27 protein-coding genes and 1 riboswitch are annotated in these 26,584 nt (G+C 58.1%); of the genes, 18 read left to right on the forward strand and 9 right to left on the reverse strand.

Annotation, left to right across the window (positions count from 1 at the left end; all coding sequences use genetic code 11):
* The first annotated feature begins 154 nt into the window (after positions 1 to 154).
* Both ACI5FR_RS20425 and ACI5FR_RS20430 read left to right on the forward strand, forming a co-directional pair.
* Complete coding sequence (locus tag ACI5FR_RS20425) at positions 155 to 640, forward strand: DUF948 domain-containing protein (protein ID WP_405457691.1); 486 nt, start codon at positions 155 to 157, stop codon at positions 638 to 640.
* The gene (locus ACI5FR_RS20430; protein WP_405457693.1) at positions 627 to 1,004 is read left to right on the forward strand and encodes a YtxH domain-containing protein; all 378 of its coding nucleotides are present in this window, start codon (positions 627 to 629) and stop codon (positions 1,002 to 1,004) included. The genes ACI5FR_RS20425 and ACI5FR_RS20430 overlap by 14 nt, the downstream gene beginning before the upstream one ends.
* 328 nt (positions 1,005 to 1,332) lie before the next feature.
* Here ACI5FR_RS20430 and ACI5FR_RS20435 read toward each other — a convergent pair whose 3' ends face one another.
* From ACI5FR_RS20435 to ACI5FR_RS20445, 3 genes are all read right to left on the reverse strand, one after another.
* Positions 1,333 to 2,487, reverse strand: a complete 1,155-nt coding sequence (locus ACI5FR_RS20435) for a phosphodiester glycosidase family protein (RefSeq protein ID WP_405457695.1) — start codon at positions 2,485 to 2,487, stop codon at positions 1,333 to 1,335.
* A gap of 175 nt (positions 2,488 to 2,662) precedes the next feature.
* Positions 2,663 to 4,138: a putative bifunctional diguanylate cyclase/phosphodiesterase gene (locus tag ACI5FR_RS20440; RefSeq protein ID WP_405457697.1), complete on the reverse strand. Its 1,476-nt coding sequence runs from the start codon at positions 4,136 to 4,138 to the stop codon at positions 2,663 to 2,665.
* 136 nt (positions 4,139 to 4,274) lie between these two features.
* On the reverse strand, positions 4,275 to 4,859 hold the full coding sequence (locus ACI5FR_RS20445; protein ID WP_405457700.1) for a GNAT family N-acetyltransferase: 585 nt from the start codon (positions 4,857 to 4,859) through the stop codon (positions 4,275 to 4,277).
* Positions 4,860 to 4,941: 82 nt separating this feature from the next.
* Here ACI5FR_RS20445 and ACI5FR_RS20450 point away from each other — a divergent pair, with 82 nt between their 5' ends.
* A complete protein-coding gene (locus tag ACI5FR_RS20450; RefSeq protein WP_405457703.1) occupies positions 4,942 to 5,370 on the forward strand; it encodes a disulfide oxidoreductase in 429 nt (142 codons plus the stop codon).
* A gap of 115 nt (positions 5,371 to 5,485) precedes the next feature.
* Here ACI5FR_RS20450 and ACI5FR_RS20455 read toward each other — a convergent pair whose 3' ends face one another.
* Positions 5,486 to 7,567 carry a transglycosylase domain-containing protein gene (locus ACI5FR_RS20455; RefSeq protein WP_405457705.1) on the reverse strand — a complete coding sequence of 694 codons (2,082 nt, stop codon included), beginning with the start codon at positions 7,565 to 7,567 and terminating at the stop codon, positions 5,486 to 5,488.
* 165 nt (positions 7,568 to 7,732) lie between these two features.
* Between ACI5FR_RS20455 and ACI5FR_RS20460 the strand changes: the two genes are divergently transcribed.
* On the forward strand, positions 7,733 to 8,710 hold the full coding sequence (locus tag ACI5FR_RS20460) for a polysaccharide deacetylase family protein (RefSeq protein ID WP_405457708.1): 978 nt from the start codon (positions 7,733 to 7,735) through the stop codon (positions 8,708 to 8,710).
* A 4-nt stretch (positions 8,711 to 8,714) separates the two neighbouring features.
* On the opposite strand, the gene ACI5FR_RS20465 is transcribed toward ACI5FR_RS20460, so the two are convergent.
* Positions 8,715 to 9,881: a serine hydrolase domain-containing protein gene (locus tag ACI5FR_RS20465; protein ID WP_405457709.1), complete on the reverse strand. Its 1,167-nt coding sequence runs from the start codon at positions 9,879 to 9,881 to the stop codon at positions 8,715 to 8,717.
* A gap of 243 nt (positions 9,882 to 10,124) precedes the next feature.
* Here ACI5FR_RS20465 and racE point away from each other — a divergent pair, with 243 nt between their 5' ends.
* The 4 genes from racE (at position 10,125) to ACI5FR_RS20485 (ending at position 12,826) form a co-directional block, all read left to right on the forward strand.
* Positions 10,125 to 10,931: a glutamate racemase gene (gene racE / locus ACI5FR_RS20470; protein WP_405457710.1), complete on the forward strand. Its 807-nt coding sequence runs from the start codon at positions 10,125 to 10,127 to the stop codon at positions 10,929 to 10,931.
* A gap of 187 nt (positions 10,932 to 11,118) precedes the next feature.
* Complete coding sequence (locus ACI5FR_RS20475; protein ID WP_405457712.1) at positions 11,119 to 12,246, forward strand: M14 family metallopeptidase; 1,128 nt, start codon at positions 11,119 to 11,121, stop codon at positions 12,244 to 12,246.
* Positions 12,247 to 12,268: 22 nt separating this feature from the next.
* Positions 12,269 to 12,505, forward strand: coding sequence for a hypothetical protein (locus tag ACI5FR_RS20480; protein ID WP_405457715.1), 237 nt, complete (start codon positions 12,269 to 12,271; stop codon positions 12,503 to 12,505).
* A gap of 81 nt (positions 12,506 to 12,586) precedes the next feature.
* Positions 12,587 to 12,826 (forward strand): hypothetical protein, encoded by a 240-nt coding sequence (locus tag ACI5FR_RS20485; protein ID WP_405457716.1) that lies wholly within the window; start codon positions 12,587 to 12,589, stop codon positions 12,824 to 12,826.
* On the opposite strand, the gene ytvI is transcribed toward ACI5FR_RS20485, so the two are convergent.
* The gene (gene ytvI / locus ACI5FR_RS20490; protein ID WP_405457718.1) at positions 12,823 to 13,905 is read right to left on the reverse strand and encodes a sporulation integral membrane protein YtvI; all 1,083 of its coding nucleotides are present in this window, start codon (positions 13,903 to 13,905) and stop codon (positions 12,823 to 12,825) included. The genes ACI5FR_RS20485 and ytvI overlap by 4 nt on opposite strands.
* A gap of 146 nt (positions 13,906 to 14,051) precedes the next feature.
* On the opposite strand from ytvI, the gene ACI5FR_RS20495 reads away from it, so the two are divergent.
* Positions 14,052 to 14,351, forward strand: a complete 300-nt coding sequence (locus tag ACI5FR_RS20495; protein WP_405457720.1) for an iron-sulfur cluster assembly accessory protein — start codon at positions 14,052 to 14,054, stop codon at positions 14,349 to 14,351.
* Between the two features lie 44 nt (positions 14,352 to 14,395).
* Positions 14,396 to 14,620 carry a YuzB family protein gene (locus tag ACI5FR_RS20500; RefSeq protein ID WP_405457722.1) on the forward strand — a complete coding sequence of 75 codons (225 nt, stop codon included), beginning with the start codon at positions 14,396 to 14,398 and terminating at the stop codon, positions 14,618 to 14,620.
* Between the two features lie 69 nt (positions 14,621 to 14,689).
* Here ACI5FR_RS20500 and ACI5FR_RS20505 read toward each other — a convergent pair whose 3' ends face one another.
* Complete coding sequence (locus ACI5FR_RS20505) at positions 14,690 to 14,974, reverse strand: hypothetical protein (RefSeq protein WP_405457724.1); 285 nt, start codon at positions 14,972 to 14,974, stop codon at positions 14,690 to 14,692.
* Between the two features lie 480 nt (positions 14,975 to 15,454).
* Positions 15,455 to 15,543: riboswitch (cyclic di-GMP riboswitch) on the forward strand.
* Positions 15,544 to 15,621: 78 nt separating this feature from the next.
* Here ACI5FR_RS20505 and ACI5FR_RS20510 point away from each other — a divergent pair.
* The 3 genes from ACI5FR_RS20510 to ACI5FR_RS20520 all read left to right on the forward strand — a co-directional run bounded on the left by ACI5FR_RS20510 (position 15,622) and on the right by ACI5FR_RS20520 (position 18,413).
* On the forward strand, positions 15,622 to 15,912 hold the full coding sequence (locus ACI5FR_RS20510; RefSeq protein WP_405457726.1) for a hypothetical protein: 291 nt from the start codon (positions 15,622 to 15,624) through the stop codon (positions 15,910 to 15,912).
* 168 nt (positions 15,913 to 16,080) lie between these two features.
* Positions 16,081 to 17,460 carry a molybdopterin-dependent oxidoreductase gene (locus ACI5FR_RS20515; protein WP_405457728.1) on the forward strand — a complete coding sequence of 460 codons (1,380 nt, stop codon included), beginning with the start codon at positions 16,081 to 16,083 and terminating at the stop codon, positions 17,458 to 17,460.
* 35 nt (positions 17,461 to 17,495) lie between these two features.
* Positions 17,496 to 18,413, forward strand: coding sequence for a lipoate--protein ligase family protein (locus ACI5FR_RS20520; protein ID WP_405457730.1), 918 nt, complete (start codon positions 17,496 to 17,498; stop codon positions 18,411 to 18,413).
* A 38-nt stretch (positions 18,414 to 18,451) separates the two neighbouring features.
* Here the strand turns inward: ACI5FR_RS20520 and ACI5FR_RS20525 are convergent, their stop codons facing one another.
* Positions 18,452 to 19,087, reverse strand: coding sequence for a TetR/AcrR family transcriptional regulator (locus ACI5FR_RS20525; protein WP_405457732.1), 636 nt, complete (start codon positions 19,085 to 19,087; stop codon positions 18,452 to 18,454).
* A gap of 191 nt (positions 19,088 to 19,278) precedes the next feature.
* Between ACI5FR_RS20525 and ACI5FR_RS20530 the strand changes: the two genes are divergently transcribed.
* Positions 19,279 to 20,037 (forward strand): SDR family oxidoreductase, encoded by a 759-nt coding sequence (locus tag ACI5FR_RS20530; RefSeq protein WP_405457734.1) that lies wholly within the window; start codon positions 19,279 to 19,281, stop codon positions 20,035 to 20,037.
* 552 nt (positions 20,038 to 20,589) lie between these two features.
* Here ACI5FR_RS20530 and ACI5FR_RS20535 read toward each other — a convergent pair.
* Positions 20,590 to 21,318 (reverse strand): alpha/beta hydrolase, encoded by a 729-nt coding sequence (locus ACI5FR_RS20535; RefSeq protein ID WP_405457736.1) that lies wholly within the window; start codon positions 21,316 to 21,318, stop codon positions 20,590 to 20,592.
* 281 nt (positions 21,319 to 21,599) lie between these two features.
* On the opposite strand from ACI5FR_RS20535, the gene pdhA reads away from it, so the two are divergent.
* The 4 genes from pdhA to lpdA all read left to right on the forward strand — a co-directional run bounded on the left by pdhA (position 21,600) and on the right by lpdA (position 26,563).
* On the forward strand, positions 21,600 to 22,688 hold the full coding sequence (gene pdhA, locus ACI5FR_RS20540) for a pyruvate dehydrogenase (acetyl-transferring) E1 component subunit alpha (RefSeq protein WP_405457739.1): 1,089 nt from the start codon (positions 21,600 to 21,602) through the stop codon (positions 22,686 to 22,688).
* A gap of 3 nt (positions 22,689 to 22,691) precedes the next feature.
* On the forward strand, positions 22,692 to 23,675 hold the full coding sequence (locus ACI5FR_RS20545) for an alpha-ketoacid dehydrogenase subunit beta (protein WP_405457741.1): 984 nt from the start codon (positions 22,692 to 22,694) through the stop codon (positions 23,673 to 23,675).
* Positions 23,676 to 23,794: 119 nt separating this feature from the next.
* On the forward strand, positions 23,795 to 25,147 hold the full coding sequence (locus ACI5FR_RS20550) for a dihydrolipoamide acetyltransferase family protein (protein WP_405457742.1): 1,353 nt from the start codon (positions 23,795 to 23,797) through the stop codon (positions 25,145 to 25,147).
* Between the two features lie 3 nt (positions 25,148 to 25,150).
* Positions 25,151 to 26,563, forward strand: coding sequence for a dihydrolipoyl dehydrogenase (gene lpdA, locus ACI5FR_RS20555; RefSeq protein ID WP_405457745.1), 1,413 nt, complete (start codon positions 25,151 to 25,153; stop codon positions 26,561 to 26,563).
* The last annotated feature ends 21 nt before the right edge of the window (positions 26,564 to 26,584 follow it).

The raw sequence follows: 26,584 nt of genomic DNA on the forward strand, positions 1-26,584 counted from the left end.
CGGCTGACAAGAGTGCGGATATTTTTCCCTGATGTTGTGTCAAAATGGGCGCCCCCGACTTATAATGGAACTAAGAAATGGGCATTCGTCTAGAGCAGCACGTGCACCAAAGTCCACCCCATTGCATAACAAACCGCCGAGGTGAGGGAAGCGAATGATTTGGCAAATTAGCGTGGCATGTATAGCAGCAGCATTTATCGTACTCGTCGGGTACCTGATCGCCGCCATTCAAACCGCACGCGCCTCCATGATGCAAATGAACCAGTCGCTCGAGAAGATCGAGCACCGGCTGAATGAAATGTCCGCCGAGACGATGAACGTCATGCGCTCCGCCCAGCAAGTAACCGACGATGTTCAGCGCAAGATGAAGACGTTGGATGCGCTGTTCGTGTCGATCGGCCAAGTGGGCGAGTCGGTCCAGCAGGTGACCTCTTCGGTGAAGCAAGTGTCCGCGACCGTGTCGCAATCGATGCAGCAGGCGGGGCAGACGGTTCGGGGGAATGAGTCTCGGATCGCGGAATGGCTGGACTGGGCGGCATGGGGGTTTCAGGTAGTGCAAAAATGGCAGCAACGGAAGCAGCAGAAGACGAACCAACCCAAACCTACAATGGAAAGGGAGGATTCACATGTCGGAACCTAATACCACGAGAGGCAAGGATCTATTAATTGGAGCTGTGATCGGCAGTGTACTGGGGGCGGTCGCGGCGCTTCTCCTGGCGCCGAAGTCGGGCAAGGAGCTTCGCGCGGACTTGTCCGAGCAGCTGTCGACGGTGAGCGAGAAGACGCAGCAGCTCGCCACGAACGTGAGCAGCAAGACGTCGGAGATCGCGAAGCAAGTGTCCCAGCACACCGGCGACTGGGTGCAAAAGGCGAAGGAAGTGGCCGTCAGCGTGAGCGACGAGGTGCGCGCTTGGAAGGAAGCCCGCCACGAGGTGGCCGCGACTAGCGAGGAACTGATGCCGGCCGACGCCGAGATCCTGCTGTCGAAGCAGAATAAGCAGTAGGCGGGTATACTTGGTGAAATAGAGGAAAAACTTTCATCTAATCGAACTTTTCATGCTTTTGTAAGTGGAATAAATGAAAAAAGTTCATCTATTGGAGTCGAGGATTGCATTCCCATAGAAAATCTAACAGATAGATGCAAATTTTTCATCTATTCCACACAAAAAGCGGATGCTTGGCGAAATAGATGAAATTTTTTCATCTATCCGCTTTACAACAGCCACAACGCTCTAAGGCGCTATGCCTTAGAGCGTTGTTCTGTTCCTAACCCGGGGTCCCCACAAAGTAACAGGAATAAGCGTCGAAGGTCCACCTCACTTTGTGGGGTGTTTACCACTTGGACGGATCGATCTTGCTGATGTCGAGGCCTTCCCAGATATTCTTGATGTGCACCTGCTCCGGGTGTTCGAACACGAGGAACGCGGTAGGCAAATACCGCTCGCCGTAAGGGCTCGCCGGCTTATTGACGATCTCGTTGTTGTGCACGAGCACCGTTGAGGAGCCGCCGTCCAGATTGGCGGCGATGATCGCGCCGTGCTCGAGGAAGATCTGCTGCACATCGTACAGCGTGGCGCCGATGCTGTGCGTCTGCCGGCCGTCGATGATCGCGAATAGAATCGTGCCGTCTTCCTTCTGTGCGATACACGTGCGGGGAGCGATGCCCCAGCCGTCGGCCTGGCTCTTGATCAGGCCCTTGCCGTCGACGATGAACTTGGGCGAGAACGTCACCGCTTCCCGCACGCCCATGTCGAGCAGCTGCTTCGGCGTATAGCGGCCGGCCACCATACGGCCGTCCTTGTCGATGCCGACGATCTGCGTCGGCGTATTGTTGTCCCCGTCGTTATAGAACACCTTGCCGCCGGCTATAACAAGACCGGTCGGCTGGAAGCCGTTGCCTTCCCAGTTCGGATCCACGAAGCCGCCGGCATTTACGCCGAGCACCGCGCCGGTCCGCTTCACCATGCTGGATACCTTCTCGCCCTTGCCGACACGCTCCGGTACGGCGAGCCGGATCGACTTCGGATCGGAGATCGAGACCAGGTAGCCGCTGAATTTCGGGCCCTTGATCGGTTCGATCTCGACCAACTCCCGTTTCTTCACTTCCTTCACCGTTTCCGACACCGGGGCGATATGCACCGGGATCGTGCTCGGCACTTCGGCCATCGCTTCGAACTGCTTCATATACTTGTTCACTTGCTCCTCGAGTCCCTTGCTGCCGATCAAATATTTGGCCCAATGGCGATGCTGGGTGGTGATCAACGTATCGGCCATCATATAGCGAAGCTGATTGCCGGACGAGGTGAAGAAGAACCAGCCGAAGAAGAGGAGTCCGGCGAACGCCATCGAAACGGCCAGCATGCCGAAGCGTCGGGCCCACTTCCGCCGGCGCTTCGGCTTCGGACGCGGGTTCGGCCTCGCCGCTCGCTTCGTCCGGCTCGACCGGCTGAGCGAGGGCGGGAGATTGGGATTCACCTTAGTTTCCATAACCGTTCCTTTCCGTTCATGTAGGCATATCTTGTTCCGGTTGGGAGTTCCCTAAGGTATAGACGGATTCGGAACTAAAAAGTTTCAGAGGGCCCCGTCAAGGAACCCCACAAAGTGACGTGGGCCTTCGGAGCTTATTCCTATTACTTTGCGGGGACCCCGGGATTTTAAATTCTTAAATGTCAAGAAAGTTGCGCTCCTGCCCGAGCAGCTGCTCGAACGGCTGGGCCGCAAGCGGTTTGCTGATATAGTAGCCTTGGATCTCTTGACACCCGTGCTCCCGCAAAAAGGTCAGCTGCTCAGCCGTCTCCACGCCCTCGGCGATCGTCCGGATGTTCAGCCGCTGCGCCATCGCGAGCAGGGCGGTCACGATCGCGGAGCTCTCTTCGTCGGCATTCAGCTCCTGTATGAACGATTTGTCGATCTTGAGCGTATGGATGCGGAACCGTTTCAAGTAGCTGAGCGAAGAGTACCCGGTGCCGAAGTCGTCGATCGAGATCGCTACCCCAAGCTCCTTCAACGCTTGAATCGTCTGCACGACATGCCCGATATTCGTCATCGCCACATTCTCCGTAATTTCCAGGCACAAGTAACGGGGGTCCAACGAGGTGCGCTCCAAGGCGTCCCGGACGGTCTGGACGAACAGCGGATGCTCGAACTGCTTGACCGATATATTCACCGACACGCACACCGGAGGATAGCCGCGCCGCTGCCAGTCCCGGGTCGCCCGGCAAGCCTCCTCCAGAATCCACTGGCCGATCGGGACGATAAGTCCCGTCTCTTCCGCAAGCGGGATGAATTCGAGCGGGGAGATCAGACCCAGCTGCGGATGCTCCCAGCGCGTCAAAGCTTCCATGCCGGTCATCCGGCCGGTGGCCAGACTGACGATCGGCTGGTAATGGACGAGAATCTGGCCGCGGTCGACCGCCTTCCGGAGATCGATCTCCAGCTGAAGCCGATGAATCGAGCGGACGTTGTGATCCCCGTTATAGAGCTCGTATGTATTGCCGCCTCTACGCTTCGCGACATGCATCGCCGAATCGGCATACTGGATGAGCGTATCCGGCTCGTCGGAATGCTGCGGGAAGAGCGCGATGCCGATACTGGCGCTGCTGTACAGCTCCTGGGACTCATGCATGAACGGAGTCTGGAACAGGTGGACGATCGCCTTCGCCATCTGTGCGACCCGATCGGGCCCGTCCACTTCCGGCAGCAGCAGGATGAATTCGTCTCCGCTGAACCGGGCCGCCATGCCGACGGGGCGCACAAGCGCCTGCAAGCGTTCGCCCCAATGCTGGAGCAGCAAGTCGCCGACATGATGGCCCAATGTATCGTTGATAACCTTCAGCCGGTCTATGTTCAAGAAGAACACGGCCGACTGCTTGCCGGACTGTTGTGCCGCCCGGAACACCTCCACCATCTGCTCCCCCAGCATGAGCCGATTGGGGAGTCCGGTAAGGGCATCGTAGCGCACCATATGCCGGATTCGTTCTTCGGCCTGCTGGAGATCGGAGGCCTCCATCCGGAAGCCGGCCTCGATGAGCGACTCCCGAATCGAGTCCAAGGTCAGGTTGAGCACGTAAGCCGCGTCGGGCGTATACACTTTGTATTCATGATGACTGATCCGTTCGACTTTCACAATTTGCTGCACGCGCGATCAGCTCCGTTTTGGGTTCCTAGCATTATTTTACGGTATAATGGCTGGATTTCGATAGAAAAGTTACAAAACGGAGCAGAAAAGCCGACATGAGAGAGGGGCATTATCTAGCAAACGCCGTCAGCTCAGTCTAGTCTACCCAGGAGTCGTTCACTCGCGCGAACAGCACATGATCCTCCCAGGCTCCGTTAATGCGTAAATACTGGCGGGCATAGCCTTCTTCGCTAAACCCGTTCTTCTGCAAAACTCGGATCGAGCCGCGATTGTGGGGCATGACGGCTGCTTGCACACGGTGCAAGCCGAGCGCGCCGAAAGCGAGCTCCAGGCACAGCCGGACCGCTTCAGTCATATACCCCTTCCCGTTGTACCGTTCGTCGAGGGAATAGCCCAACAAGGCATTCTGGAACGCGCCCCGCGCAATACCGGTCAAGTTCAGCTGTCCGATCAGCTCCGCGGAAGCCGAGTGCACGATCCCGAAACGGTACGCCTCGTCGAGAGAAGCTTCCCGGATCGCCTGCCGTACGATTCTGGTCTGGGCGTCCAGCGAGAAGTGCTCCTCGGACTGAAGAGGCGAGAAGGGCTGGAGGAACGCGCGGTTGCGGTTTTTGAACGCATGAAGCGCCTCCGTATGGTGGAGGGCGAGGGGCTGCAGCTCAATGGAAAGACCGGCCCGGAATAACTCTATAGAAAAGTTCCTGGTTGTAGGGTTCGACATTTGGGGGCCAGCTCCTTTCTGTGGTAGGATAGATTTTGAAAATGATAGGGTCGATTCGTTGAACAAAAGGAGCTGCGCGTCTGTGAAATGGAGAAAGTTCGTGCTGGAAAACGGGCTGCACTTGTCCTGGGTCGTCGCCTTGGTCGCCACCCTGGGCAGCTTGTACTTTTCCGAAGTCAAAGAATATTTGCCCTGCAAGCTGTGCTGGTATCAACGTATTCTGATGTACCCGCAGGTGCTGCTGCTCGCGATCGCTGCGGTGCGGAAGCAGACCGGCATCTATGCGTATGTGCTGCCGATGACGCTGCTGGGTGCGTGCGTGTCCACGTACCACTACTTGATGGAGAAGACCGATTGGATTCCGTCAACTTCATTCTCCTGCGGAATGGTGCCCTGCGATATCGAATACATCAACTGGCTCGGCTTCATCACGATTCCGTTCCTCGCCTTGTGCGGATTCGTCCTCATCTCCATTATTCATCTCCTGCTGTGGAGATATTCGAGACGCTAGAGCGTAAGACGCGGGCGGGCAGCCTTTCCGCAGAGGAAGGGCTGCCCGCTTGCATCGTACCGAGTGTCAATCGTCTTTATCGTTCCGGTTTTTCCGAATCGCTTTCTTCGTCGTGCTACTCCCGCTTGTCTTCCGATTTGCCTTTGTTTTTCTCCTTCTCTTTTTCCTTTTTCTCTTTCTCCTTTTTCTCCTTCTCTTTTTCTTTTTCCTTCTCTTTCTCCTTCGACGCACCATTTCCTTGTCCCTTGGATCCGTTCGGGTTTGTCGTCTCAGGCTTCTTGAACGGCGTGACCGGTACGTCCTTCAGTGCGATCTGCATCATTTCGCGGAAGACGAGCGCCGGGTTGTACCCGCCGGAAGTCGACAAATAATGGGTTTGGTCGGTATGGTCATACCCGATCCAGACCGCTCCGGCCAGCTCAGGCGTGTAGCCCGCGAACCAAGCGTCCTTCGCTCCGTCCGGGACGCCGGCGAACTGAGGGCTATCGGGCAGCTGCGTCGTGCCGGTCTTCCCGGCGACTGGGCGGTTCATCGCCGCGTTCGTGGCCGTCCCTCGCGTGACGTTGTCGGCGAGGATGTCGGTCATCCGGTAAGCCGTCTGTTCCGACATCACCCGGACGGCCTGCGGCTTCGCTTCCGCCAGCACGTGCCCGTCGGCGTCCACAATCCGGGAGATCGTACGGCCGGTATACATGGCTCCTCCGTTCGCGAAAGCACCATACGCTTGTGCCATCTGCAGCGGCGAGACGCCTTCCTCCATCCCGCCGAGCGCCAGACCCAGATTGTTGTCGTTCGGTGTGAATGGGATACCTAGTTTTCCGGCGAACGACTTGCCGGTCTGAAGCCCGATTTCGTTCAGCAGCCATACGGCCGGAATGTTCCATGAGCGGATGACGGCTTCCCGGAGCGTAACTTGGCCCCGAGTGGATCGATCCCAATCCGTCGGCTTGTAGCCGTTGATATTGAGGGGACCGTCGTACAGGAGCGACTCCGGGGTATACCCGCGCTCGAGCGCCGGGCCGTAGACGATGAGCGGCTTCATCGTGGAGCCGGGCTGCCGCTTCAGCTGCGTCGCGTGATTGAACCCCCGGTACACGTGCTCGCCCCGGTTGCCCACGATTCCGCGCACTCCGCCCGTAGCGGGATCCAGGATGACGGCCCCGCTCTGGATGAGCTGATCGGACGCGCTTTTCGGGAACAGGTCGTCGCGTTTGTAGACCGTCTCCATTGCCTCCTGAACCGTCGGGTCGAGCTCGGTCTCTATGCGCATGCCCCCGGCCAGCAGCTGCCGCTCCGTAAGTCCGTACCGCGCGATCGCCTCTTCGATCACGGCGTCCATGTAGGAGGGGTATTGGCCGCGCAGCCCGGGCTCGGCTTGGGTCGCGAGCTGGACCGGACTCGCCTTGGCGGCGGCCGCTTCCGCTTCGGTGACATAGCCTTCCTCCCGCATCAGATCGAGCACGAGGTTGCGCCGTTCGACGGCCAGCTCCATGTTCTTGAACGGCGAATATCGGCTCGGCGCTTTCGGCAGGGCGGCGAGCATGGCACTCTCGGCCAAGTTCAACTCGGACACCGGCTTGCCGAAATATCGCTTGGCCGCCTGTCCGATCCCCCACTGCCCTTCGCCGAAGTAAATCTGGTTCAGATACATTTCCAGGATGCGGTCTTTATCGTAAGTCGCTTCAATCTTCATCGCGTACGCGGCTTCGGTCAGCTTGCGGCTGAACGTTTTTTCCTTGCTCAGGAACAGGTTTTTGGCCAGCTGCTGGGTGATCGTGCTGCCACCTTCACTTAGACCCCCCTCTTGTACGTTGCGGAGCGCGGCCCGCATAATGCCGAACGCATCCACGCCGGAGTGGTCGTAGAACCTCCGGTCTTCGACGGCCACTACCGCTTGGCGCAGCGTCTGCGGGATGCTCGCCAGCGGAACCGGGACGATTCGCGAGGAAGACATCTCCGAGGCCGGCTTGCCGTTCCGGTCGAGCAGTTGCGTCGGGGCGAGGAGCGGGTCGGCCAGCTTCCCGATGTCAAGCGAGCGGATCCACAGTCCGGCTGCCGTCAGGGTTCCCAGCAATACCGCGCCGGCGCCTAGAAGCGCCAGCTTCTTGTTCACCCGCAGCTTCGGCCGCACCTTCTTCTTCGCCGGTTCGAGCGGGCGCAGGCGGCCGCCTGGCATCGCTTGCGTCGTTTTGTTCATCTCTAGTTCCCCCTTGCACCACAATGCAGATCGGCATTCCGGTACATAGTATTCGGCGGTCCGTGGCGATAACAGGGGGGCACTCCGATAATTGGGGAGAAGCGGGACGGCCTGGAGGAGAACGATCGGCTTTTGTCGAATATTAGGAGAGAAGAGGTGATCCCAATGAAATCGACCAAATGGATGCTTACAGCAGCACTCCTGTCTACAATGATCGTGCCGGCTTGTTCCTCTCCGGATGCGAATGGGAATGGGAATGGGAAAGGGGCTGAAACGCCCAAGCCGTCACTAACCCCGACGATGGCGCCAACGGCAACCCCGGTGCCGACACCGTCGTCTACTCCGACACCGAGCCCGACCCCTAAGCCGACGCCGGAGCCTACGCCAACCCCGACGCCTACGCCGAAGCCTTCTTCGTCTGCAGGGGTTAAACCGCCTACGGCTGGCGATTTGAAGCCGATCAACTGGTACTACATGAAGAAAAAGAAGGGCGAAGTTCCCGGATTCCCCGCCGAAGTGAAGGGACTCACCGAGAGTCAAAAGGCCGTTTGGGTGGGAGAAGGCAAGAAGGTATATTTGACGATCGATTGCGGCGGCGAGCTGCTGGACTATAAGAAGCTGCTCAAGGCGCTCAAAGACAACGATGTGAAAGCGACGTTCTTCCTGACCGGGTACAATCTAAAAAACCAACCGGATTACGTCAAGCTGCTGCTGGCGGAAGGCCATACGATCGGGAACCATACGATGACGCACAAAGACTTCACTACGCTCTCCGATGAGCAAGTGAAAAAAGAGTTCGCCGATTTTGAGAGCCTGTATAAAGGCATTACCGGCCAGGAGCTTCCGAAGCTGTTCCGCTTCCCGTACGGAACGTTCAGCAAGCATCTGCTGAATCTCGTCACCGATCTCGGGTACACGTCCTATTTTTGGTCGACTGCGATGAAGGACTGGGAGCCGCGCGCGAACGGCGCCGAGGATCCGTATAACGACATTATCGGCAACCTGCACGACGGGAATGTCATCCTGATGCACCAGGCGTCCAAGGAAAACATCGACGCGATGGACCGCATTCTGAAGGAAATCAAGAAAGAAGGCTATGAGTTCGGGATGATTCAGGATCTGAAGCCGAAGCCGGCAGGGTAATCCGTCAGGATGACCCCGCTCGGAACCATTCAATCGCTTCGGCCAGCTTGGCACCCGCGTTCAGGGATTCGGGGATCGGTTGATCGGAGCGGATCGCCCGGACGATGCCGTTCAGCACCTGCTCCGGCAACTCCATCACCGGCGTCTGGGCCGTCATGGCCACGATGAGTTGCAGCTCGGGCACGACGAAGATGCGGTTGCCTCCCGAGCCGGCGGCGTAGAACGTCTCCAGCTTTCCTGCGCCCAAGTGCTCGAATTCGGGGGAGAGCGGTTTCGTCCACCAGTAGTAGCCGTAAGCTTGCTTGCTGATGCTGAGGACGATCCGCTTGGTCAGCGATTCCCGGATCCACGCCTCCGGCAGTACCGTCGTGCCGTCCCACTGGCCCTCCATCATGTACAGCAGCCCGAGCTTCGCCATGTCTCTCGCGGTCAGGGCGAGTGCCCACGCTCCGATCGTAATGCCTTGGGGATCGTGATTCCAGCTTGGCGTGCGGATGCCTAGCGGCCGGAACAGCCGGGCCGAAGCGTAGTCGAGCATCGCCTCGCCGGTCGCTCGCTGGAGCACCGCCGATACGAGATGCGCATCGCCGTTGCTGTAATTGAATTTCGTCCCCGGCTTGTACAGCCCGGGATGCTGCAGAATCGTACGCACCCAGTGATCCGAATGCATCATCTCGACGGAAGCTTGCTCGTTCACATTGTTCCATTCCAACCCGGAAGCCATATAGAGCAAATGTTGGATCGTGATCTCGGAGCGGAGCGGATCGTGAGCGAGCTCGGGAAAAAACTCCGCCAGCCGTTGATCGACGCTGTGCAGCTTGCCTTCCTTCAGCGCAATCCCGACCAGAGCGGAAGTCAGGCTCTTCGCCACCGACCGCATGTCCTGCGGATCCTCCGGTCCTGTCCGGTCACTGTAGGCTTCCGCGACCAGACACCCGCCCCGGACGACCACGATGCTGTTCACTTGGCGATCGCGAACCGCCAGGAACGCATCGGCGATCGCGCCCGAGTCCATCCCTTGCTCCTCGGGGACGGTTGTCTTCCAGTGTTCCGTCGGCCAATGGTCCAGCTTCGGACCCTGAGCCGAGGAACGATTCCATCTTGTAGGCCAGCCTGAAGATGCCCCGCTTGACCGATTCAAGGACTTCGTAGCAGATTTCGATGATTTCACTCCGACGGGTCCTCCCTATCCATTTTTTTCTCTATGTTGTGCGATACTCTAGTGTCCATCATACTTGGCGAATATGAAAGGGAAATGAAAGGAAGCTGAAAGCCAGCTGAATGTTGGCTGAACATAGGCTGAATGCCGTGGTTCGGATAAGCCCGCCCCCGCGCGGAGTATGAGAACGTTTCGCAGCCCGGAGTCATATTGTAAACGTAGACTTTACTTTTTGACAAAAGGAAGCGAAACCTTGTGCAGCAAGCCATTGCAATACTCGACTCCGGCGTGGGAGGCTTGACCGTCGTGAGGGAAGTGATGCGCCAGCTTCCTCAGGAGAAGGTCATTTACTTCGGCGATACGGCGAGAACGCCGTACGGTCCTCGTCAAGCGGAAGAAGTCGTCGAGTTCACCCTCCAGATCGTCCAGTACTTGACCCAGTTCAACCCGAAGATGGTCGTCATCGCCTGCAACACCGCTACCGCGCTGGCGGTCCGGGCCATTCGCGCTTCCGTCACGATTCCGGTGCTCGGTGTCATTCATCCCGGCGCGCGGGCGGCGATCAAGTCGACGCGGAACGGCCGGGTAGGCGTCATCGGAACCGAGAATACGATCAAGAGTGGCGCCTATCAGCATGCCTTGCAAATGATTTCCCCGAATCTGAAAGTGGAAAGTCTGGCTTGTCCGCACCTCGTTCCGATCGTGGAACAAGGTCTGTTCCGGTCCGCGGAGGCTTGGGAGACCGTTCGGACGTCGCTCGCTCCTCTTCGAACCAGCTCGATCGATTGTCTCATTCTCGGCTGTACTCACTACCCCTTCTTGTCCGAAGCGATCTCGGAAGTGATGGGGACGGGGGTCAAGCTCATTAATTCGGCGGAAGAGACGGCGCGGGAGATCAGCGCGATTCTCTACCACCGCGGGCAGCTCGCCGCATCGGGGGACGTCCCCGTGCATCAGTTTTTTTGCAGCGGCGATCCCGCCAAGTTCCAGCACATCGCGCAGGAATGGCTAGGCGATCAGATTGCCCATACGCCGGTAGTCTGGCAGATGGCCCGGCTCTAACGGCGCCCTGCGCTATTACAATGTGAAATCGCGAAGACCAGAGCGACGCTCTGGTCTTTTTGGAGTTAGGATGAAAGGTTTCCTCTAGTACAGGGTTCAACCATCTCCGGGCGCCCGGCAGCGGGCATCACAACATTGTCCCCGCGCATAAGCATGGGTATCACCATGTAACAGGGAGGCAATACGCATGGCTGTGCCTTATGTCATTCAACCGGGCGATACATGGTTTCGTCTCGCCGAACGGACGGGGGTGCCCGTCGGGGAACTGGCCGAGCTGAATCGGAACATGCACCCGGGCCCATCCGAATACTTGTTACCGGGGCAAGTGATCTTCGTCCCGATCGCCCCGATGGAGCGGCGTCTCGTCGATCGGGCCCGGAAGGGCGAGCTGCTGACGGGGGCGGGACCGTATGGCTATGTCGAGCTCATCCGCGACGTCCAGCTGTTCATGATCCGCTATCCGTTCGTGCAGCTGGAATGGATCGGCCGCAGCGTCATGGGGCGGCCGATCCCGGTCGTCCGCCTTGGGATCGGGCCGTACGAGGTGCACGCCAATGGCGCGTTCCATGCGAACGAGTGGATCACCACCCCGCTCCTGATGCGATTCATGGAGCAGCTGTCGGAGGCGGTCTCTCGCGGAAGCGGACTGGGGAAGATGGATCCGCGGGAGGTCCGAAGCTTGTACAGCGACGTCACGCTATGGGTCGTGCCTATGGTGAACCCGGACGGCGTCGAGCTCGTCCACGGCGGGATATGGCCGGACCACCCTTACGGCTCGCGGCTCTTGGAATGGAATCGGGGAAGCTGGAACTTCACCGGCTGGAAGGCCAATATCCGCGGGGTCGACCTGAACGACCAATTCCCCGCGTTCTGGGAAGAGGAACGGGACCGGCGCACGGCAGGCGCACCCGGACCGGGGCCGCGCGACTATACGGGCATCGCGCCGCTCACTGAGCCGGAGGCGCAGGCGATGGCGCAGTTCACCCGCTACCGGGACTTCCGGCTGGCTCTTGCTTTTCACACTCAGGGAGAAGAGATATACTGGAACTATCGCGGGCTGGAGCCGTCCGCCTCGGCCGGTATCGCCGAACGGCTCGGCCTGGCGAGCGGCTACAAGCCTGTCAAGCTGTCCGGCAGCGACGCCGGCTACAAGGACTGGTTCATCCTGCAATACCGCCGTCCGGCGTTCACGGTTGAACTGGGACAAGGCGTCAATCCGCTGCCGCTCGAGCAGTTCCCGGACATCTATGCGCGGATGGAGCCGCTCCTGCTGGAAGCGATGCGGGCGGCGAGGGAACTGACAGGTGATCGATAACTGGAATGTGTAGGGAGGACATATGTCAAACTGGTGGAAGAGGGGGCTGTCAGCAGGCAGATCGGCCCTCATCGTGTTGGCCGGCGTACTGCTGCTTTATTTTGGCGTCCCGGCGACATCTTATGCTTGCGCCTGCAACGGCATGCCGTCCGCGGCACGACTGCTTATGATCGCCGTATTCGTAGGCGCCGGGATTATACTGACGGTCTTTGTGGTTATAGTAATCCTAATCGGCCGCAAAAACCGCAAAACGAAATAACCGGGCCGGAAGAAAAGCCGCGCTTCCGGCCAGAGCGATCGAAGCCTGGAGGAAGGCGCGGCGTGCGAGGAGGAGATTCGCTTGAATAAATGGCTGTCGCTGAGACATTGGTCGCATGTCATTCGCAGGGTGGTGCGGCTCTTGGCGTCGCCCCGAATCCCGGTACGCGAAAAGCTGCTGTTCCTGATCCCGGTCGTCGTCTACTGGGTGATGCCGGACGCGCTGCCCTTCCTGCCGATCGACGACATCGCCGTGACGATGCTGCTCATGGGCTGGTTCTCCGGCCGGATGGAGTCGAAGTACGACATGTCCGACCGTTAATACTCCCCGCTTGGCAGGCGGATCCATCGCCTCAGGTAGCCTTGGTCCATAAGCGCCTTGATAAGAATGATCAGGATCGGCGACAGGATGAGGCCGGCTACCCCGAAGAGCGAGAGGGAGATCATCATGAACGACAGCATCGTGAAGGCGGATACGCCGAGGGAGTCGCCTGTAATCTTCGGCTCCATGATTTGGCGCACGAGGATGACGACGACGAGTACGACAGTGATCCAGATCGCCAGCGTCGTGTCTCCGACAATGAACAGGTAGATGATCCATGGAATGAACACCGTCGACACTCCGAGCAGCGGGAGCACGTCGAAGAACGCAGCCAGGAGCGAGATGGACAGTACGTTTTTGACGCCGAGCAGGAGCAGCGCGATGAAGATGATGACGAAAGTCAGCGTGATGAGCTTGAGCTGCGCCTTCAAGTAGGTGACGATTCCCTTCAATACGTTCTCCTTCAGGAAGAAGAAGGCGTTCTTGAACGTGCGGGGCGTTTTCTCAGTTGCGAGCCGCTTCCAAGTCTCGATCTCGATGCTTAGGAAATAGGCGAGAATAATCCCGATGGAGAAGTTCACCATAAAGCTGGAGAACGTCGTCAGCTGCGAGAATATCCATCCCAGGAACTTGGCGGCGAGCTCGGCGCCCCGGGTCGTAATCGTGCCTGCGTATGATTTGGTCTTCTCCACGACGTCCTCCGGCAGTGCCTCCATCTTGGATTGCCAATAGGCGGCATTATTCACGATCTGATCCTGGAGAATCCGGGCGTATTCCGGAATTTTCTGCGAGAGCGAGTAGATCTGTGCGGCGAAGATCGCACCCAGCCCGATGAAGACGGCCAAAATAATGAGGATGAACAGCATCGTGGAGATGGCGGTGGCGATCGACTTTTTCATCCCGCGGCGGTTCAGGAACTTGGCCAGCGGTTCGATGATCATGAAGATGACGAAGGCCATGAAGATCGGGGTCGCGATTCGATACATGTAGCTGAACGCCAGCATGAACAGGTACACGGTTAGAACCATGAGTCCGATATCGAAGATCGTTTTGTAGTATTTTTTGTAGAAAGAAAGCATCGGTTCACCTCACTGTCATTCGCCCGGAAGAAGGGTCTCCCACTATTTTACATGGTACAAACCGCAAGAGCAACGAACCGACCATTAGACGATGCGCGGAAAACATGATATGATTTTGATGATCCATGGGACAAGGAGTGACGAGCATGAACTGCAAAATAACGCGCAGCGCGGCCAAGGTACTAGAAAAGGAATTGGCTCTGGAAGAAAATAAAGGCTTGAAGGTCAGAGTGAAAGTGGAGTTCACGCATAACGGACTTGTCCAGTATGCCTTGGGATTGGACGAGCAGGACGAGAATGATGTGGTCGTGATGACCGATAAAGGCATTGAAGTGCTGCTGGAGAAAAACGACGACACGCTTGACGGCGTCAAAATCGACTACTTGTACGTCCCGAATGAAGGGTTCTTCATCACCAACCCAAGCAAGACGGGCTCCCGGGTGTAGAGCTACGGGCACGGTTGTCGGATCAGTGAAAGGAATGCCAGACGATGGCCAACGATATCCGGATTTGTGACAAATGCAGGCATATGAAGGTGAAAACGACGCTGGCCAAGCTGGACAAGCTGGCCCCCGGCACCGAGGTGAAGGTGGGGTGCAAGTCCTACTGCGGACCTTGCTCGCGGGCGGCGTTCATCTTCATCAATGGCCGGTATATTACCGCGCCGACGGAAGACGAAGCGATCGAAAAAGCACGGAAATACATCAAAGCTTGATGAACGAAAAGAAGAGCAGCTTTTCCGTCATGGAAAGGATGCTCTTCTCTTACTTTCGGGTTCCATCGCTCAGCGATTGCCCTTGCGCTTCCGTCCCTTGACGGCCCGGTTGGCGGCGGAAGCGCTGGGGGCACGCTCCGGACGCGGCCGCGGGCGCTGTCTCGATTGCTTCACCTTCCGGAACAGGAATAGCCCGTTCAATACACCCGCGAGCCCGATCACGACCAGCATAAGCTGGAGCGAAAGCGAGTCCGGATGCCGCAGGAAGGCGTAGAGGGATATACCGGCGAACAAGAGCGCCAGAGCGAGCTCCAGGATGGCCAAATGCCGGAGCAGTCTGTGATTCGGGATCATGCCGCACCTCGTAGGGGGAGCTCCGGCCGCAGCCGGGGTTGTTCTCTCATCATAGCATATAGGCGGAGGCTTCTCCTACTTTCCTGCTAGAAGGGGTGGCGGACGTCCTCATAGGATGGATGGCCGGGAGGGAGAAACACACAGAAGTTTTGCGCCAATCGGGCATCTGTCCAATCCATGTTCGCCCTTTCTTCATACTGTGGTTAATGTGGTGCAGCCACTAACGATGGGTTACGAGAGAGAAGCAAGAACTAGGGATAGGCATGAGGCGCTGGTTGCGGACCTGGAAGGTCGTCCGCAGGGGGTGTCTTCCCCCGCAGAAAACCGGGTTATTACAACCCGGTTTTCCGTTTCTTCCCACCGTGTGTCTCAGGAATGCAATAGAGTTGCAAGAAAAATAGGAAAAAAGAACGATGCTTTCATAGAGATGATCCTTTATGCTTGGGTAAGCATCTATAGAAAATCGACAAACTTCGAACAATCTCGAACCGGCAAACCTGGCGAAAGCCAGCGTCGCAAAGCTACAGGGGCTACTGCCAGTACTTGGGCAACGCCAGCCAGCTACCGAAAGAGGGTTGAAGTTTTTTATTTTCATACCTCCATCGGACCGATCAGTTTCCAAATCACAGCTAAGGAGAGGATAACCCGTGAACGGCACTTCATTCGCGGCGGAGCAAGGATTTTATTTCAAAGTGGGCGGCGATTTCTTCGGCATGTACCAGACGTCCGAAGGCCCGAAGCTGTTTTTCAACAGAGACAAGTACAAACTAAGCGACAACTGCTGGGATGTAGAGCTCGTCATCGGTCGCGACAACAGCCTGTTCACGTTTTATTGGAAGGGCGAGGTCAAGATCTCGTTCCGATGTCCCGGGCATTATGCCAAGTTCTTAACATGGTTCCACCTGCTGCTGGGCAAGACGAATCCGCAATGGGCTTAATTGCGCGACGGGCGTTCGTCCGCTGCATACATAGCGCCGACTATTTGCCAGGCATGGCAAAGGGGGCGCTTTTTTGTTTAGGCTTGGACTTGGCACTCGCGATCTTTCGCACGCCTCTATTTTGCTATACAATGAAGGAAGATCATGGAGTTCGGCGGTTTGGGCAGAATGGCTAATACGGATCTTGAGAAGGAGCGGATCGCGGTGGGGGTCATGAGCAAATGGAGGAAGAAGTCGTTTGGTAAAAAGCTGGCGGCCTTGCATAGTTGGAACGCCTGGCTGGTGCTGCTGCTTGCGGTGACCGGGATCGTGCTGTTCATCCCGTCGTTGCGCGGGGTGTTGGGCGAGGGGCGCGTATGGACGAAGCACATCCATATTTGGTTGGGAGTAGCTTCCACCATCGTCGTCGTGCTGTATCTCCCGCGCATGGTTCGCCACATTCGCCAGCTGAAGGGGAAGCCGGAGCAGCAATGGAACTTGGGTATCGTACTCGTCCTGCTCGTCGGTTGGATCGTGTCCGGGATCGTGCTGTGGCAGTTCAAGCGGCTGCCGCCCCTGTGGAGCAACGCCGCGCTCGGCGCCCACGACTTGTTCACGTGGGTCGGGGTACCGTACGCGCTGTACCATTCCGTCTCCCGCAGCCGCTGGCTGAAGATGAAGCGCCCGGGAGCCGTGCTTCAGCGCGATGCGGAGATCGAGAGGGCGCGCGAAGGTTCGGGCCCCGGGAGGGGGGACATTGCCGCGGCGGCCACAGGGAGGACATGGACCGCCACGCCACGCTCCGTAACCGATCGGGTGCGGGACGTCTTGTACACCCGCAGATCGTTCATCCGCTGGGGGTTCGCCGGCCTCTTGGTCGTGCTGGTGGGACCTAAGTTCGTGCGATGGCTGTTCGGCAGCGGAGGCGGGACCGTCAATCTGGCCGACCTCGAGCCTCAGTGGAACGGCAATCAGATGGTGCCGGACCCGCAGCCGCTCCCGGATTCAATCGTGCCGGTGGGCGGCGGGAGCAAGGGCGAGTACCGCATTTATACCGTCACTCCGCTCCCGACATTCACGTCAGAGAACTGGTATTTCAAGATTACCGGGCTGGTCGACCGGCCGCAGGAATGGAACTGGAGCCAGTTCATCGAGCTCGGCCGAACGGTGCAAGTGAGCGACTTCCACTGCGTGACCGGCTGGTCGGTGTATAAGAATACATGGGAAGGCATCAAACTGACGAAGCTGCTGGAGATGGCCGGCGTCAAGCCCTCGGCCAAGTACGTCAAGTTCTACTCCGGCGACGGCGTCTACACCGATGCGTTGACACTCGCGCAGGCGTCGTTGGACGACGTGATGGTCGCGGTCTTGCTCGACGGCAAGCCGATCCCGCGGGAGCTCGGCGGACCGGTACGGCTCATCGTGCCGAAGATGTACGCCTACAAGTCGGTCAAGTGGCTGGAGCATATCGAGCTCATCGCCGAAGACCATATCGGCTACTGGGAAGTGCGCGGGTACGACGTCGATGCGTGGGTCCCCGGGCTGAAGCCCAAGCAGAGCAATTTGTAATACGCCAATCGTATATAAAGGAGTCGCACTAAAACATGACAGCCAGATGGAGCATAGACGAACCGTTCTACATTCACGATACGAGCGAGCGTACCTTAGTGGGCGACGTCCTTTATCCGTTCGCCTACGATGAGCTCATGTGCCGCCGTGTGGGAGAGGGAGCCGCTCCGCTCGTCCATGTGTGGCGGCATGAGAAGGCGCTCGTGCTCGGCTTGCGGGACCGCCGCTTGCCGATGGCCGAGCTCGGCATGAGCTGGCTCAGCTCCCAAGGGTACCAGGTAGGCGTCCGCAGCTCCGGGGGAGCGGCGGTTCCGCTCGACCCCGGCGTGATCAACATCTCGCTCATTCTGCCTGTCGGGGAAGGCAAACCGGACTTTCGCGCCGGGTTCGCGGAGATGCGCGATCTGATCGCCGAGACGCTGCAGCGGTTCGGCGTCGACATTCAGACCGGCGAGGTGAAGGGCTCTTACTGTCCCGGCGACTTCGATCTGTCGATCGACGGCCGGAAATTCTGCGGCATCTCCCAGCGCCGGCAAAACAAAGCGTATGCCGTCCAAGCGTTCGTCGTCGTGGAAGGTCACGCCGAACGCCGCGCCCAGATGGTGCGGATGTTCTACGAGATGGCTACGGGCGAAGAGAACAATGAGCGGGACGGCTGGCTGGAGCCGCAAGACGGAGCGGCAGCGGCGGTGGGGGTAGAGCCAGACAGCGAGCGTGAAGCAGAGGAGAGCAGCAGGGGCGCGTTGCTGTCTTACCCGATCATCCGTCCGGGGACGATGGGCAGCCTAGTCAGTTTGGCCGGCGGGAAGGGCATTACGATGCGGACTTTCACGCTGGCGCTCCGTCAGACGCTCCAGCAGCGGGGAGGGCGGCTGGAGCGTCATTCGGCGCTGCCGAGCATGGACGAGCTGCAGCGGAAGGCCGCGGAGCTGAAACAGCGGTATGGCGGGTAATGGGTAACGGGTAAGGTGTAGTGGGTAGAAGAAAACAGTTATTTGGGAGTGCCGTTCTTTCCTTTCGGGGAAGGGGCGGCATTTCTGTTGATGGTAACCGCGGTGCGGGGACGATAATGAATCAGTTTGATCAATTGGTCCTGCATGTAAGAGGGCGGAACCTTAAACCCGCTCTCGATCCAATGGAACACGAGACCGAGCAGGGCATGGATCGTGTAGACGGCCATCAGCTCCTGATCGATCTCGCTGTTCGTATATTCCAGATCCTCCATGGCGATTTGCTTCAAAGCCACCAGCATGCGTTCCCGGACATTCGGAAGGACGTCGCTCTTGAATAGAATTTGATACACAGCCGCATGCTGATAAAAATGCTCAAAGATGAGAATGGAATTGGCCCCCAGCTCGTCAATATGGAAAATCTCCACATTCTCATAAGGGGCCCGATACGAACGCAGCATGTCCTCGATCAGCTCCGAGATGATGTCGTCGAGCAGAGCTTTTTTGCTGTCGTAATGCGAGTAGAACGTGCCGCGGTTGTAATTGGCGCGCTCCACGATTTCGGTAATGGAGATCGACCCGAAGTCTTGTTCCGTCATTAGCTCCAATAATGAAGCTCGGAGCGCTTCTTTGCTGCGCACGACGCGCCGGTCCGATTTTTTGTCCGCTGCCGCCATTTCCACCATTCCCTACATTTGTTATTGAACAAAAGGACTCCGAATGTACGTTACCTTACAAAACGAACTTTTTTACTGATTGTGCGCCTTATTCGATTTTTATTATACTCGAATCAACAGGTGTTAAGAAATATACATCTGTTGAAAAAAACAGTCTTTGGGAAATACAAATAGATAGGGAGGATGGCAACATGAGATTGGCTGGGAAAGTGGCGGTAGTCACAGGTGCGGCTTCCGGGATGGGCAAGGCGATAGCGGAATTGTTCGCGGCGGAAGGCGCGAAGGTGGTCGTCTCCGATCTTCGAGTCGAAGCGGCCCAAACTGTTGTCACCGGGATCGAGTCCAAGGGCGGCACGGCGATCGCGCTGGCGGCCAACGTGGCCGTCGAAGCCGACGTGCAGCAAATGATCGATACGGCTGTGGAGAAGTTCGGCAAGCTGGATATCCTGGTGAACAATGCCGGCATTATGGACAACTTCGTTCCGGCGGCCGAATTGACCGATGAGCTCTGGGAGCGAGTCATCGCGATTAATACGACCGGTCCGATGCGGACCATCCGGAAGGCGCTCCCTCTCTTCCTCGAGCAGGAGAGCGGCGTTATCATCAACATCGCTTCCGTAGGGGGCTTGTACGGATCCAGAGCGGGCGCGGCCTACACGGCGTCCAAGCATGCGGTCGTCGGGCTTACGAAAAATGTCGGGTTCCAATATGCGAACAAGGGCATCCGCTGCAACGCGATTGCACCCGGCGGCGTGAACACCAATATCGGGACGACGATGAATGCCCCGAACCCGTTCGGCATGGAGCGGGCGATGGCGGGAGCGGCCATGAACCCGCGTTCCGGCGAGCCGGAGGAAATCGCCAAGGTGGCGCTCTTCCTCGCGTCGGACGAAGCCGGCTTCGTGAACGGTACGGTCGTCACCGCCGATGCGGGTTGGACGGCTTATTAAGATAGAATGCAATAAAACTCTGGAGCGAACGCGCTCCAGAGTTTTTTGTTAAGCAAACGCGACGATTACCGTACTCTGGTTCGAATTTGCCCACTTGTAAGTTGATCGTCGGGGCGGGAGCGCGCTTTAGTTCGATTTTTGCCAAGTTGGAGCTATGATTACGAGCAATGATCCCGGATTGCCGCCAATTAAATAGGTGGATCGAAATAGATCGCGGCACAAGAAGACTTGCAGGACCAAAGTGGATGCACGGCGTAAGCATGGACAACCATTAGATGAAAAAATGGCTGTTATTCTCGAAATCTTCGGTTTTTCCAACCGAATAAAAGAAAAATTTGCAGCTAATCCATAAAGTCGGGCAGCAAATCGAATCTTTGGAATCATTAGCGGAAAATTTTTCATCTATTGCTTAGCTAGAAGGCCTTGATTTTCAATTAGAGGATCATATAGCTGCTATTTTTTCGGTCTACCCTCCTGCAGCCCCATCGAATTCGGGATCCTTGAAAAGCGAAGCGCGATCCGCAAGGATATCCTGAATAAGACCCTTCCGCCTCAGCCCAAAAAGTGCCTAAGCGCATCGGGCAGCGCGTTCTGCCAAAAGCCCCATAGGTGCTTGCCGTCCCGCTCCAGGTAAGTCAAACGACACTGGCGCTCTTCGAGCAGCCGTCTCGCTGCCCGGTTGGCCGCCAGGAAATCGAACACACCCCGCGTCGTCTCCACAGACTCCTCCTGCAGCCCGATCAGCATGTACAGCTCCAGCCAGCTCAAGTCCCCTTCCGCCTGAAGCCGCTCCTGCGTGCTCGCCAAGAATGCACCCGATAGTGACAGGACGCGCCGGAACAAGTCCGGATAGTCGAGCGCCAGGTGCAGCGACACCGTCCCGCCCAGCGAATCGCCGGCGAGCAGCCGGGCGTCCGCTCCCTGGCGGATCGGATAACGGTTCTCTACATAAGGCAGCAGCTCCTTGGCGAAGAATTGGCAATATGCGGCGAATCGGGACCCTTCCGGGGCATATTCCTCCGTCCGCACCGCCTTGTCGACGTCGACCGCGACGATCACGGCCGGCTCCATGCCGTCGTCTAGCACGAGCTTCGTCAGCTGAGTGACGATGCGCCCGAAGTTGATGAAGTCTTCGCCGTCCTGACAATAAATGACCGGATACGTCAGCAGTTCGTTATAACCGGGGGGCAACGCGACCCGGATGACTCTCGGTTCACCCAAGTTCTCGGAGGGTATATGTTCTTTAATAATGGTCCGCTTGTAGTAAGCCGTTTCATCCATGGCGCACAGCTCCTTCGAAAGTCAGTTTCAGGGATTGAATTTTATCGTTTTGGCGCAAAATAATCGTTGTGTCGTGTAAAAACCATGTAAATCGCAGAAAGATGTCACTAGCTTTTTGAGTAGCTGTACTATATAATGAGAGTGCCTGTTATACTTGATAATTTCAAGAAACTCGCAAGTAATAAGTACAGTATCACACAGTTTCTTGGAACAGTTTATGTAATATACTATAACAGTTTTAACGCGAGGCAGCAAACAATATCAGTTCGAGGTGATTCGACATGAGCCAATCTTTATCCGAAGTCCGCATCGACGACATTCAACCGCTATCGATTCTATCCGCCGACGGAACCGTTGTCGATCCAGACGCCGTTCCCCAGCTGAGCGACGAGCAATTGCGCGAGTTGATGCGCCGCATGGTATTCACCCGCGTATGGGACCAGCGCGCCGTCAGCTTAAACCGTCAAGGCCGCCTCGGCTTCTACGCGCCGGTGTCGGGGCAGGAAGCCACGATGATCGGGAGCGAGTTCGCTCTTGTGAAGGAAGACTGGGTATGTCCGGGATACCGCGATATGCCGCAGATCGTATGGCATGGATTGCCGATGTACCAAGCGTTCCTGTACTCCCGCGGCCATCAGCATGGCGGTCAAGTGCCGGACGACGTGAATGTGCTTATGCCTCAAATCATCATCGGCGCTCAAATCGTGCAAGCTTCCGGAGTAGCGATGGGACTGAAGAAGCGCGGCAAGAAAAATGTGGTCATTACTTACACCGGCGACGGCGGATCGTCCCAAGGCGATTTTTATGAAGGCATGAACTTCGCGGGCGCGTTCAACCTCCCCGTTATTTTTGTCGTGCAGAACAACGGTTATGCGATCTCGACCCCTCGGGAGAAGCAATCCGCGGCCAAGACGATCGCCCAGAAGGGCGTGGCGGCGGGTATCCGCAGCGTTCAGGTAGACGGTATGGACGTACTGGCGGTATACAAAGCCGTGCAGGAAGCGGCTGAACGCGGACGGAACGGCGAAGGGGCGACATTGATCGAAGCGATCACTTACCGGTTCGCGCCGCACTCGATGTCCGGCGACGACCCGACCAAATATCGGACCAAAGAAGAAGAATCGGAATGGTCGCAGCGCGATCCGCTCGTCCGGTTCCGCAAATATCTGGAGAGCAAAGGGCTTTGGACGGAAGAAGAAGAGAACAAAGTCATGGAAGAAGCGAAGGAAACGGTAGCCGAGCAAATCAAGAAGGCCGAGTCGACCGAGAAAATGACCGTGCCGGGCTTGATTGACAGTATGTTCGAAACGCCGACACAGCAGCTGGAAGAGCAAAAAGCGGAGTACATCGCCGCGAAGGGGGACAAGTAAGCCATGGCACAAATGACGATGATTCAAGCGATCACGGACGCGATGCGCGTGGAGCTGGAGCGCGATCCGAACGTATTGATTTTCGGGGAAGACGTGGGGAACGTCGGCGGGGTGTTCCGGGCTACGGAAGGGCTGCAGAAGCAGTTCGGCGAAGACCGCGTATTCGATACGCCGCTCGCGGAATCCGGCATCGGCGGCCTAGCGATCGGGCTCGGCGTGACCGGCTTCCGTCCGGTAGCGGAGATCCAGTTCATCGGCTTCATGTTCGAGATGATGGACTCGATCGTGGCCCAAGCTTCCCGGATGCGCTATCGCTCCGGCGGCAAGTACAACAGCCCGATCACGTTCCGTACACCGTTCGGCGGCGGCGTGAAGGCCCCTGAGCTGCACTGCGACAGCCTGGAAGGCTTGATGATCCAGACGCCGGGCATCAAAGTCGTCTGCCCTTCGAACCCTTACGATGCCAAGGGCTTGCTCATCTCGGCGATCCGCGACAACGATCCGGTGTTCTTCATGGAGCACCTGAAGCTGTACCGCGCGTTCCGCGATGAAGTGCCGGAAGGCGAATACACGATTCCGCTCGGCAAAGCGAACGTCGTGCGCGAAGGCTCCGATGCGACGATCATTACGTACGGCGCGATGGTGCACACTTCGCTCAAGGCGGCGGAGGAGATCGAGAAGTCCCGCGGGGCGAAGATCGAAGTCATCGACCTGCGTACGCTGAGCCCGCTCGACATCGACACGATCGTCGCGTCGATCAAGAAGACGAACCGCGCCATCGTCGTGCAAGAAGCACAGAAATCCGCCGGTGTAGCCGCGGAAGTGATTGCGCAGATCAACGAAAAAGCGATTCTGCACCTGGAAGCTCCGGTACTCCGGATCACCTCGCCGGATACGGTCATGGGCTTCCCGCAGATCGAGGAAGAATGGCTGCCGAACCCGGCCCGCATCATCGCCGGTCTGAACAAGGTCCTCGATTTCAATTAAAACCTTACTAGGTAAATCATAGATAACAGTGATCATAGTCCGCAGGCGAATCGCAATTGTCTCCAATCAAGGGATGAAACGGTTCGTCTTGCGGGATTCTTATAGTGGAGGTAATGGACGTGGCGATCTATAATTTCAGACTGCCGGAGCTGGGCGAAGGCTTGCATGAAGGGGAAATCGTCAAATGGCACATCAAGCCGGGCGATACGATCCAGGAAGACCAAACGATCATGGACGTGCAAAACGATAAAGCGACCGTCGAAGTGCCGTCCCCTGTCACCGGGAAAATCGTGGAGCTGAAAGTGAGCGAGGGCACCGTCTCCGTCGTCGGCGACATCCTCGCGACGATCGACGTCGAAGGCGAGCTGCCGCCGGACGTGCACGCCGGCCATGGCGACGACGCGCATGCGGCACCGGCTGCTCCTAGCGCGCCGGCTGCAGCGCCGGCTCCGCAAGCGGAAGCGGCGAAGCCGCAAGCCGCCGCGCCAAGCGCGCCTGCAGCGCCTAGCGCTCCGGCCGCTGCGCCTGCGCCGAGCGGCGAAGTGCTGGCGACGCCGAGCGTGCGCAAGTTCGCCCGCGAGCAGGGCGTCGCGATCGCGCAAGTGCGCGGCACCGGCCGCAACGGCCAAGTGACGCGCGACGACGTGAGCGCGTTCGCGGCCGGCGGCGGTGCTGCCGCAGCAGCGCCTAGCGCGGGCGCGGACAACGCGGCGGGAGCCCCGGCCGCACCGAGCGTGAGCGCGCCGGCAGGCGGCCCGGTGAGCGGCGAGCGCGTCGAAGAGCGCGTGCCGCTGAAGGGCATCCGCAAGGCGATCGCGAACGCGATGGTGAAGTCGGTGTACACGGCGCCGCACGTGACGATCATGGACGAAGTCGACGTCACGGGGCTCGTCGAGCTGCGCGAGAAGGCGAAGCCGCTCGCCGAGAAGAAGGGCGTGAAGCTGACGTACTTGCCGTTCATCGTGAAGGCGCTCGTGGCGGCGGTTCGCCAGTTCCCGGCACTCAACGCTTCGATCGACGACGAGAAGAGTGAGATCATCTACAAGAAGTATTACAACATCGGTATCGCGACCGACACGGACAACGGCCTCATCGTCCCGGTCATTCACGACGCAGACCGCAAGAACGTCTGGTCGATCGCCGGCGAGATCAAGGATCTCGCCGCCCGCGGCCGCGAAGGCAAGCTGGCGCTGAATGAAATGAAAGGCGGCACGATCTCGATCACAAACATCGGATCGGCGGGCGGCATGTTCTTCACCCCGGTTATCAACTATCCGGAGGTCGCGATCCTGGGCACCGGACGCATCTCCGAGAAGCCGGTCGTCAAGAACGGCCAGATCGTAATCGGCAAAGTAATGGCCCTGTCCCTAAGCTTCGACCATAGACTGATCGATGGTGCGACCGCTCAAAACGCAATGAACTACATCAAGTCGTTGCTGGAAGATCCGCAACTGCTTGTCATGGAGGTGTAACCAATGGTTGTAGGAACATTTACTACCGACGTGGACGTGCTCGTGATCGGTTCCGGACCTGGAGGTTATGTAGCGGCGATCCGGGCCGCGCAGCTCGGCAAATCCGTCGTGGTCGTGGACCGCGCGGAGATCGGCGGCGTCTGCTTGAACCGCGGCTGTATCCCGTCCAAAGCGTTGATCACGGCGGCGCATCACTATGAGGCGGCTACTCACGGCTCCGACATCGGCATTATCGCCGAGAATGTGAAGGTCGATTTCGCCAAAGTCCAGGAATGGAAGAACAGCGTCGTGAAGAAGCTGACCGGCGGTGTGGCGCAGCTCCTGAAGGGCAACAAAGTGCAAGTCGTAAGCGGCGAAGCGTTCTTCGTGAGCGAAAATGTAGTGAGCGTCGCAACCGAGAACGAAGCGTCCCAATATAAGTTTAACCAATGCATCATCGCGACCGGCTCTACGCCGATCGAGCTGAAGACATTCAAATACGGCAAACGCATCCTGTCCTCGACCGAAGCGCTCAGCCTGCCCGAGATTCCGAAAAGCCTCGTCGTCATCGGCGGCGGATACATCGGCATCGAGCTCGGCCAGACGTTCGCCAAGTTCGGGACGCAAGTGACCGTGCTGGAAGGCTCGGATTCCATCCTGCCAGGCTTCGAGAAGGAGCTGTCCCGCTTCGTCGGCCGCAACCTGAAGAAGGTCAACGTGGAAGTGGTGACCGAAGCGCTCGCGAAGGAGTCGAAGGTAACGGACACCGATGTGACGGTTACGTATACGGCAAAGGGCGAAGAGAAGTCCATCACCGCCGAATACGTGCTGGTGACGGTCGGACGCCGTCCGAACACCGCGGATCTGGGCCTGGAGTCGATCGGCGTGAAGCTGACGGAACGCGGCCTGATCGAGATCGACGCGCAGTGCCGGACGAGCGTGCCGAACATTTACGCGATCGGCGACATCGTACCGGGCCCCGCGCTGGCGCACAAGGCTTCCTACGAAGGCAAGGTCGCCGCAGAAGCGATCGCAGGCCAGCCTAGCGTGATCGACTACAAGGCGATCCCGGCGGTCGTCTTCTCCGATCCGGAGATCGCGAGCGTCGGTTTGTCCGAGACGGAAGCGAAAGCGGCCGGCAAGAACGTCGCGATCGGCAAGTTCAACTACGCGGTGAACGGCCGCGCCCTGACAATGAATGCCGGCGACGGCTTCGTGAAGCTAGTTGGCGACAAGGACACAGGCTTGCTCCTCGGGGCGCAGATCGTCGGTCCGGAGGCGTCGAACCTGATCGCCGAGATGGGGCTTGGGCTCGAGATGGGCGCTACGCTCGAAGATATCGCCCTCACGATCCACGCGCATCCGACGCTCGGAGAGATCGCCATGGAAGCGGCGGAGGTTGCCTTGGGCCATCCGATCCATTCGATCGTCAAGTAAGACCCGGTTTCCGTAAGCACG

Source organism: Paenibacillus sp. HJGM_3 (assembly GCF_045062745.1).
Lineage (GTDB): Bacteria > Bacillota > Bacilli > Paenibacillales > NBRC-103111 > Paenibacillus_AA.

Excerpts from the sequence above, each read along its gene's own strand:
- ACI5FR_RS20500 (WP_405457722.1), top strand. The coding sequence starts at position 14,396 with ATGGCCAACGATATCCGGATTTGTGACAAATGCAGGCATATGAAGGTG.
- ACI5FR_RS20515 (WP_405457728.1), top strand. The coding sequence starts at position 16,081 with ATGGCTAATACGGATCTTGAGAAGGAGCGGATCGCGGTGGGGGTCATG.
- ACI5FR_RS20480 (WP_405457715.1), top strand. The coding sequence starts at position 12,269 with ATGTCAAACTGGTGGAAGAGGGGGCTGTCAGCAGGCAGATCGGCCCTC.
- ytvI (WP_405457718.1), bottom strand. The coding sequence starts at position 13,905 with ATGCTTTCTTTCTACAAAAAATACTACAAAACGATCTTCGATATCGGA.
- ACI5FR_RS20435 (WP_405457695.1), bottom strand. The coding sequence starts at position 2,487 with ATGGAAACTAAGGTGAATCCCAATCTCCCGCCCTCGCTCAGCCGGTCG.
- ACI5FR_RS20525 (WP_405457732.1), bottom strand. The coding sequence starts at position 19,087 with ATGGCGGCAGCGGACAAAAAATCGGACCGGCGCGTCGTGCGCAGCAAA.
- ACI5FR_RS20455 (WP_405457705.1), bottom strand. The coding sequence starts at position 7,567 with ATGAACAAAACGACGCAAGCGATGCCAGGCGGCCGCCTGCGCCCGCTC.
- ACI5FR_RS20495 (WP_405457720.1), top strand. The coding sequence starts at position 14,052 with ATGAACTGCAAAATAACGCGCAGCGCGGCCAAGGTACTAGAAAAGGAA.
- ACI5FR_RS20430 (WP_405457693.1), top strand. The coding sequence starts at position 627 with ATGTCGGAACCTAATACCACGAGAGGCAAGGATCTATTAATTGGAGCT.
- ACI5FR_RS20425 (WP_405457691.1), top strand. The coding sequence starts at position 155 with ATGATTTGGCAAATTAGCGTGGCATGTATAGCAGCAGCATTTATCGTA.
- ACI5FR_RS20535 (WP_405457736.1), bottom strand. The coding sequence starts at position 21,318 with ATGGATGAAACGGCTTACTACAAGCGGACCATTATTAAAGAACATATA.
- ACI5FR_RS20475 (WP_405457712.1), top strand. The coding sequence starts at position 11,119 with ATGGCTGTGCCTTATGTCATTCAACCGGGCGATACATGGTTTCGTCTC.
- ACI5FR_RS20530 (WP_405457734.1), top strand. The coding sequence starts at position 19,279 with ATGAGATTGGCTGGGAAAGTGGCGGTAGTCACAGGTGCGGCTTCCGGG.
- ACI5FR_RS20520 (WP_405457730.1), top strand. The coding sequence starts at position 17,496 with ATGACAGCCAGATGGAGCATAGACGAACCGTTCTACATTCACGATACG.
- ACI5FR_RS20505 (WP_405457724.1), bottom strand. The coding sequence starts at position 14,974 with ATGATCCCGAATCACAGACTGCTCCGGCATTTGGCCATCCTGGAGCTC.
- ACI5FR_RS20445 (WP_405457700.1), bottom strand. The coding sequence starts at position 4,859 with ATGTCGAACCCTACAACCAGGAACTTTTCTATAGAGTTATTCCGGGCC.
- ACI5FR_RS20460 (WP_405457708.1), top strand. The coding sequence starts at position 7,733 with ATGAAATCGACCAAATGGATGCTTACAGCAGCACTCCTGTCTACAATG.
- pdhA (WP_405457739.1), top strand. The coding sequence starts at position 21,600 with ATGAGCCAATCTTTATCCGAAGTCCGCATCGACGACATTCAACCGCTA.
- ACI5FR_RS20545 (WP_405457741.1), top strand. The coding sequence starts at position 22,692 with ATGGCACAAATGACGATGATTCAAGCGATCACGGACGCGATGCGCGTG.
- lpdA (WP_405457745.1), top strand. The coding sequence starts at position 25,151 with ATGGTTGTAGGAACATTTACTACCGACGTGGACGTGCTCGTGATCGGT.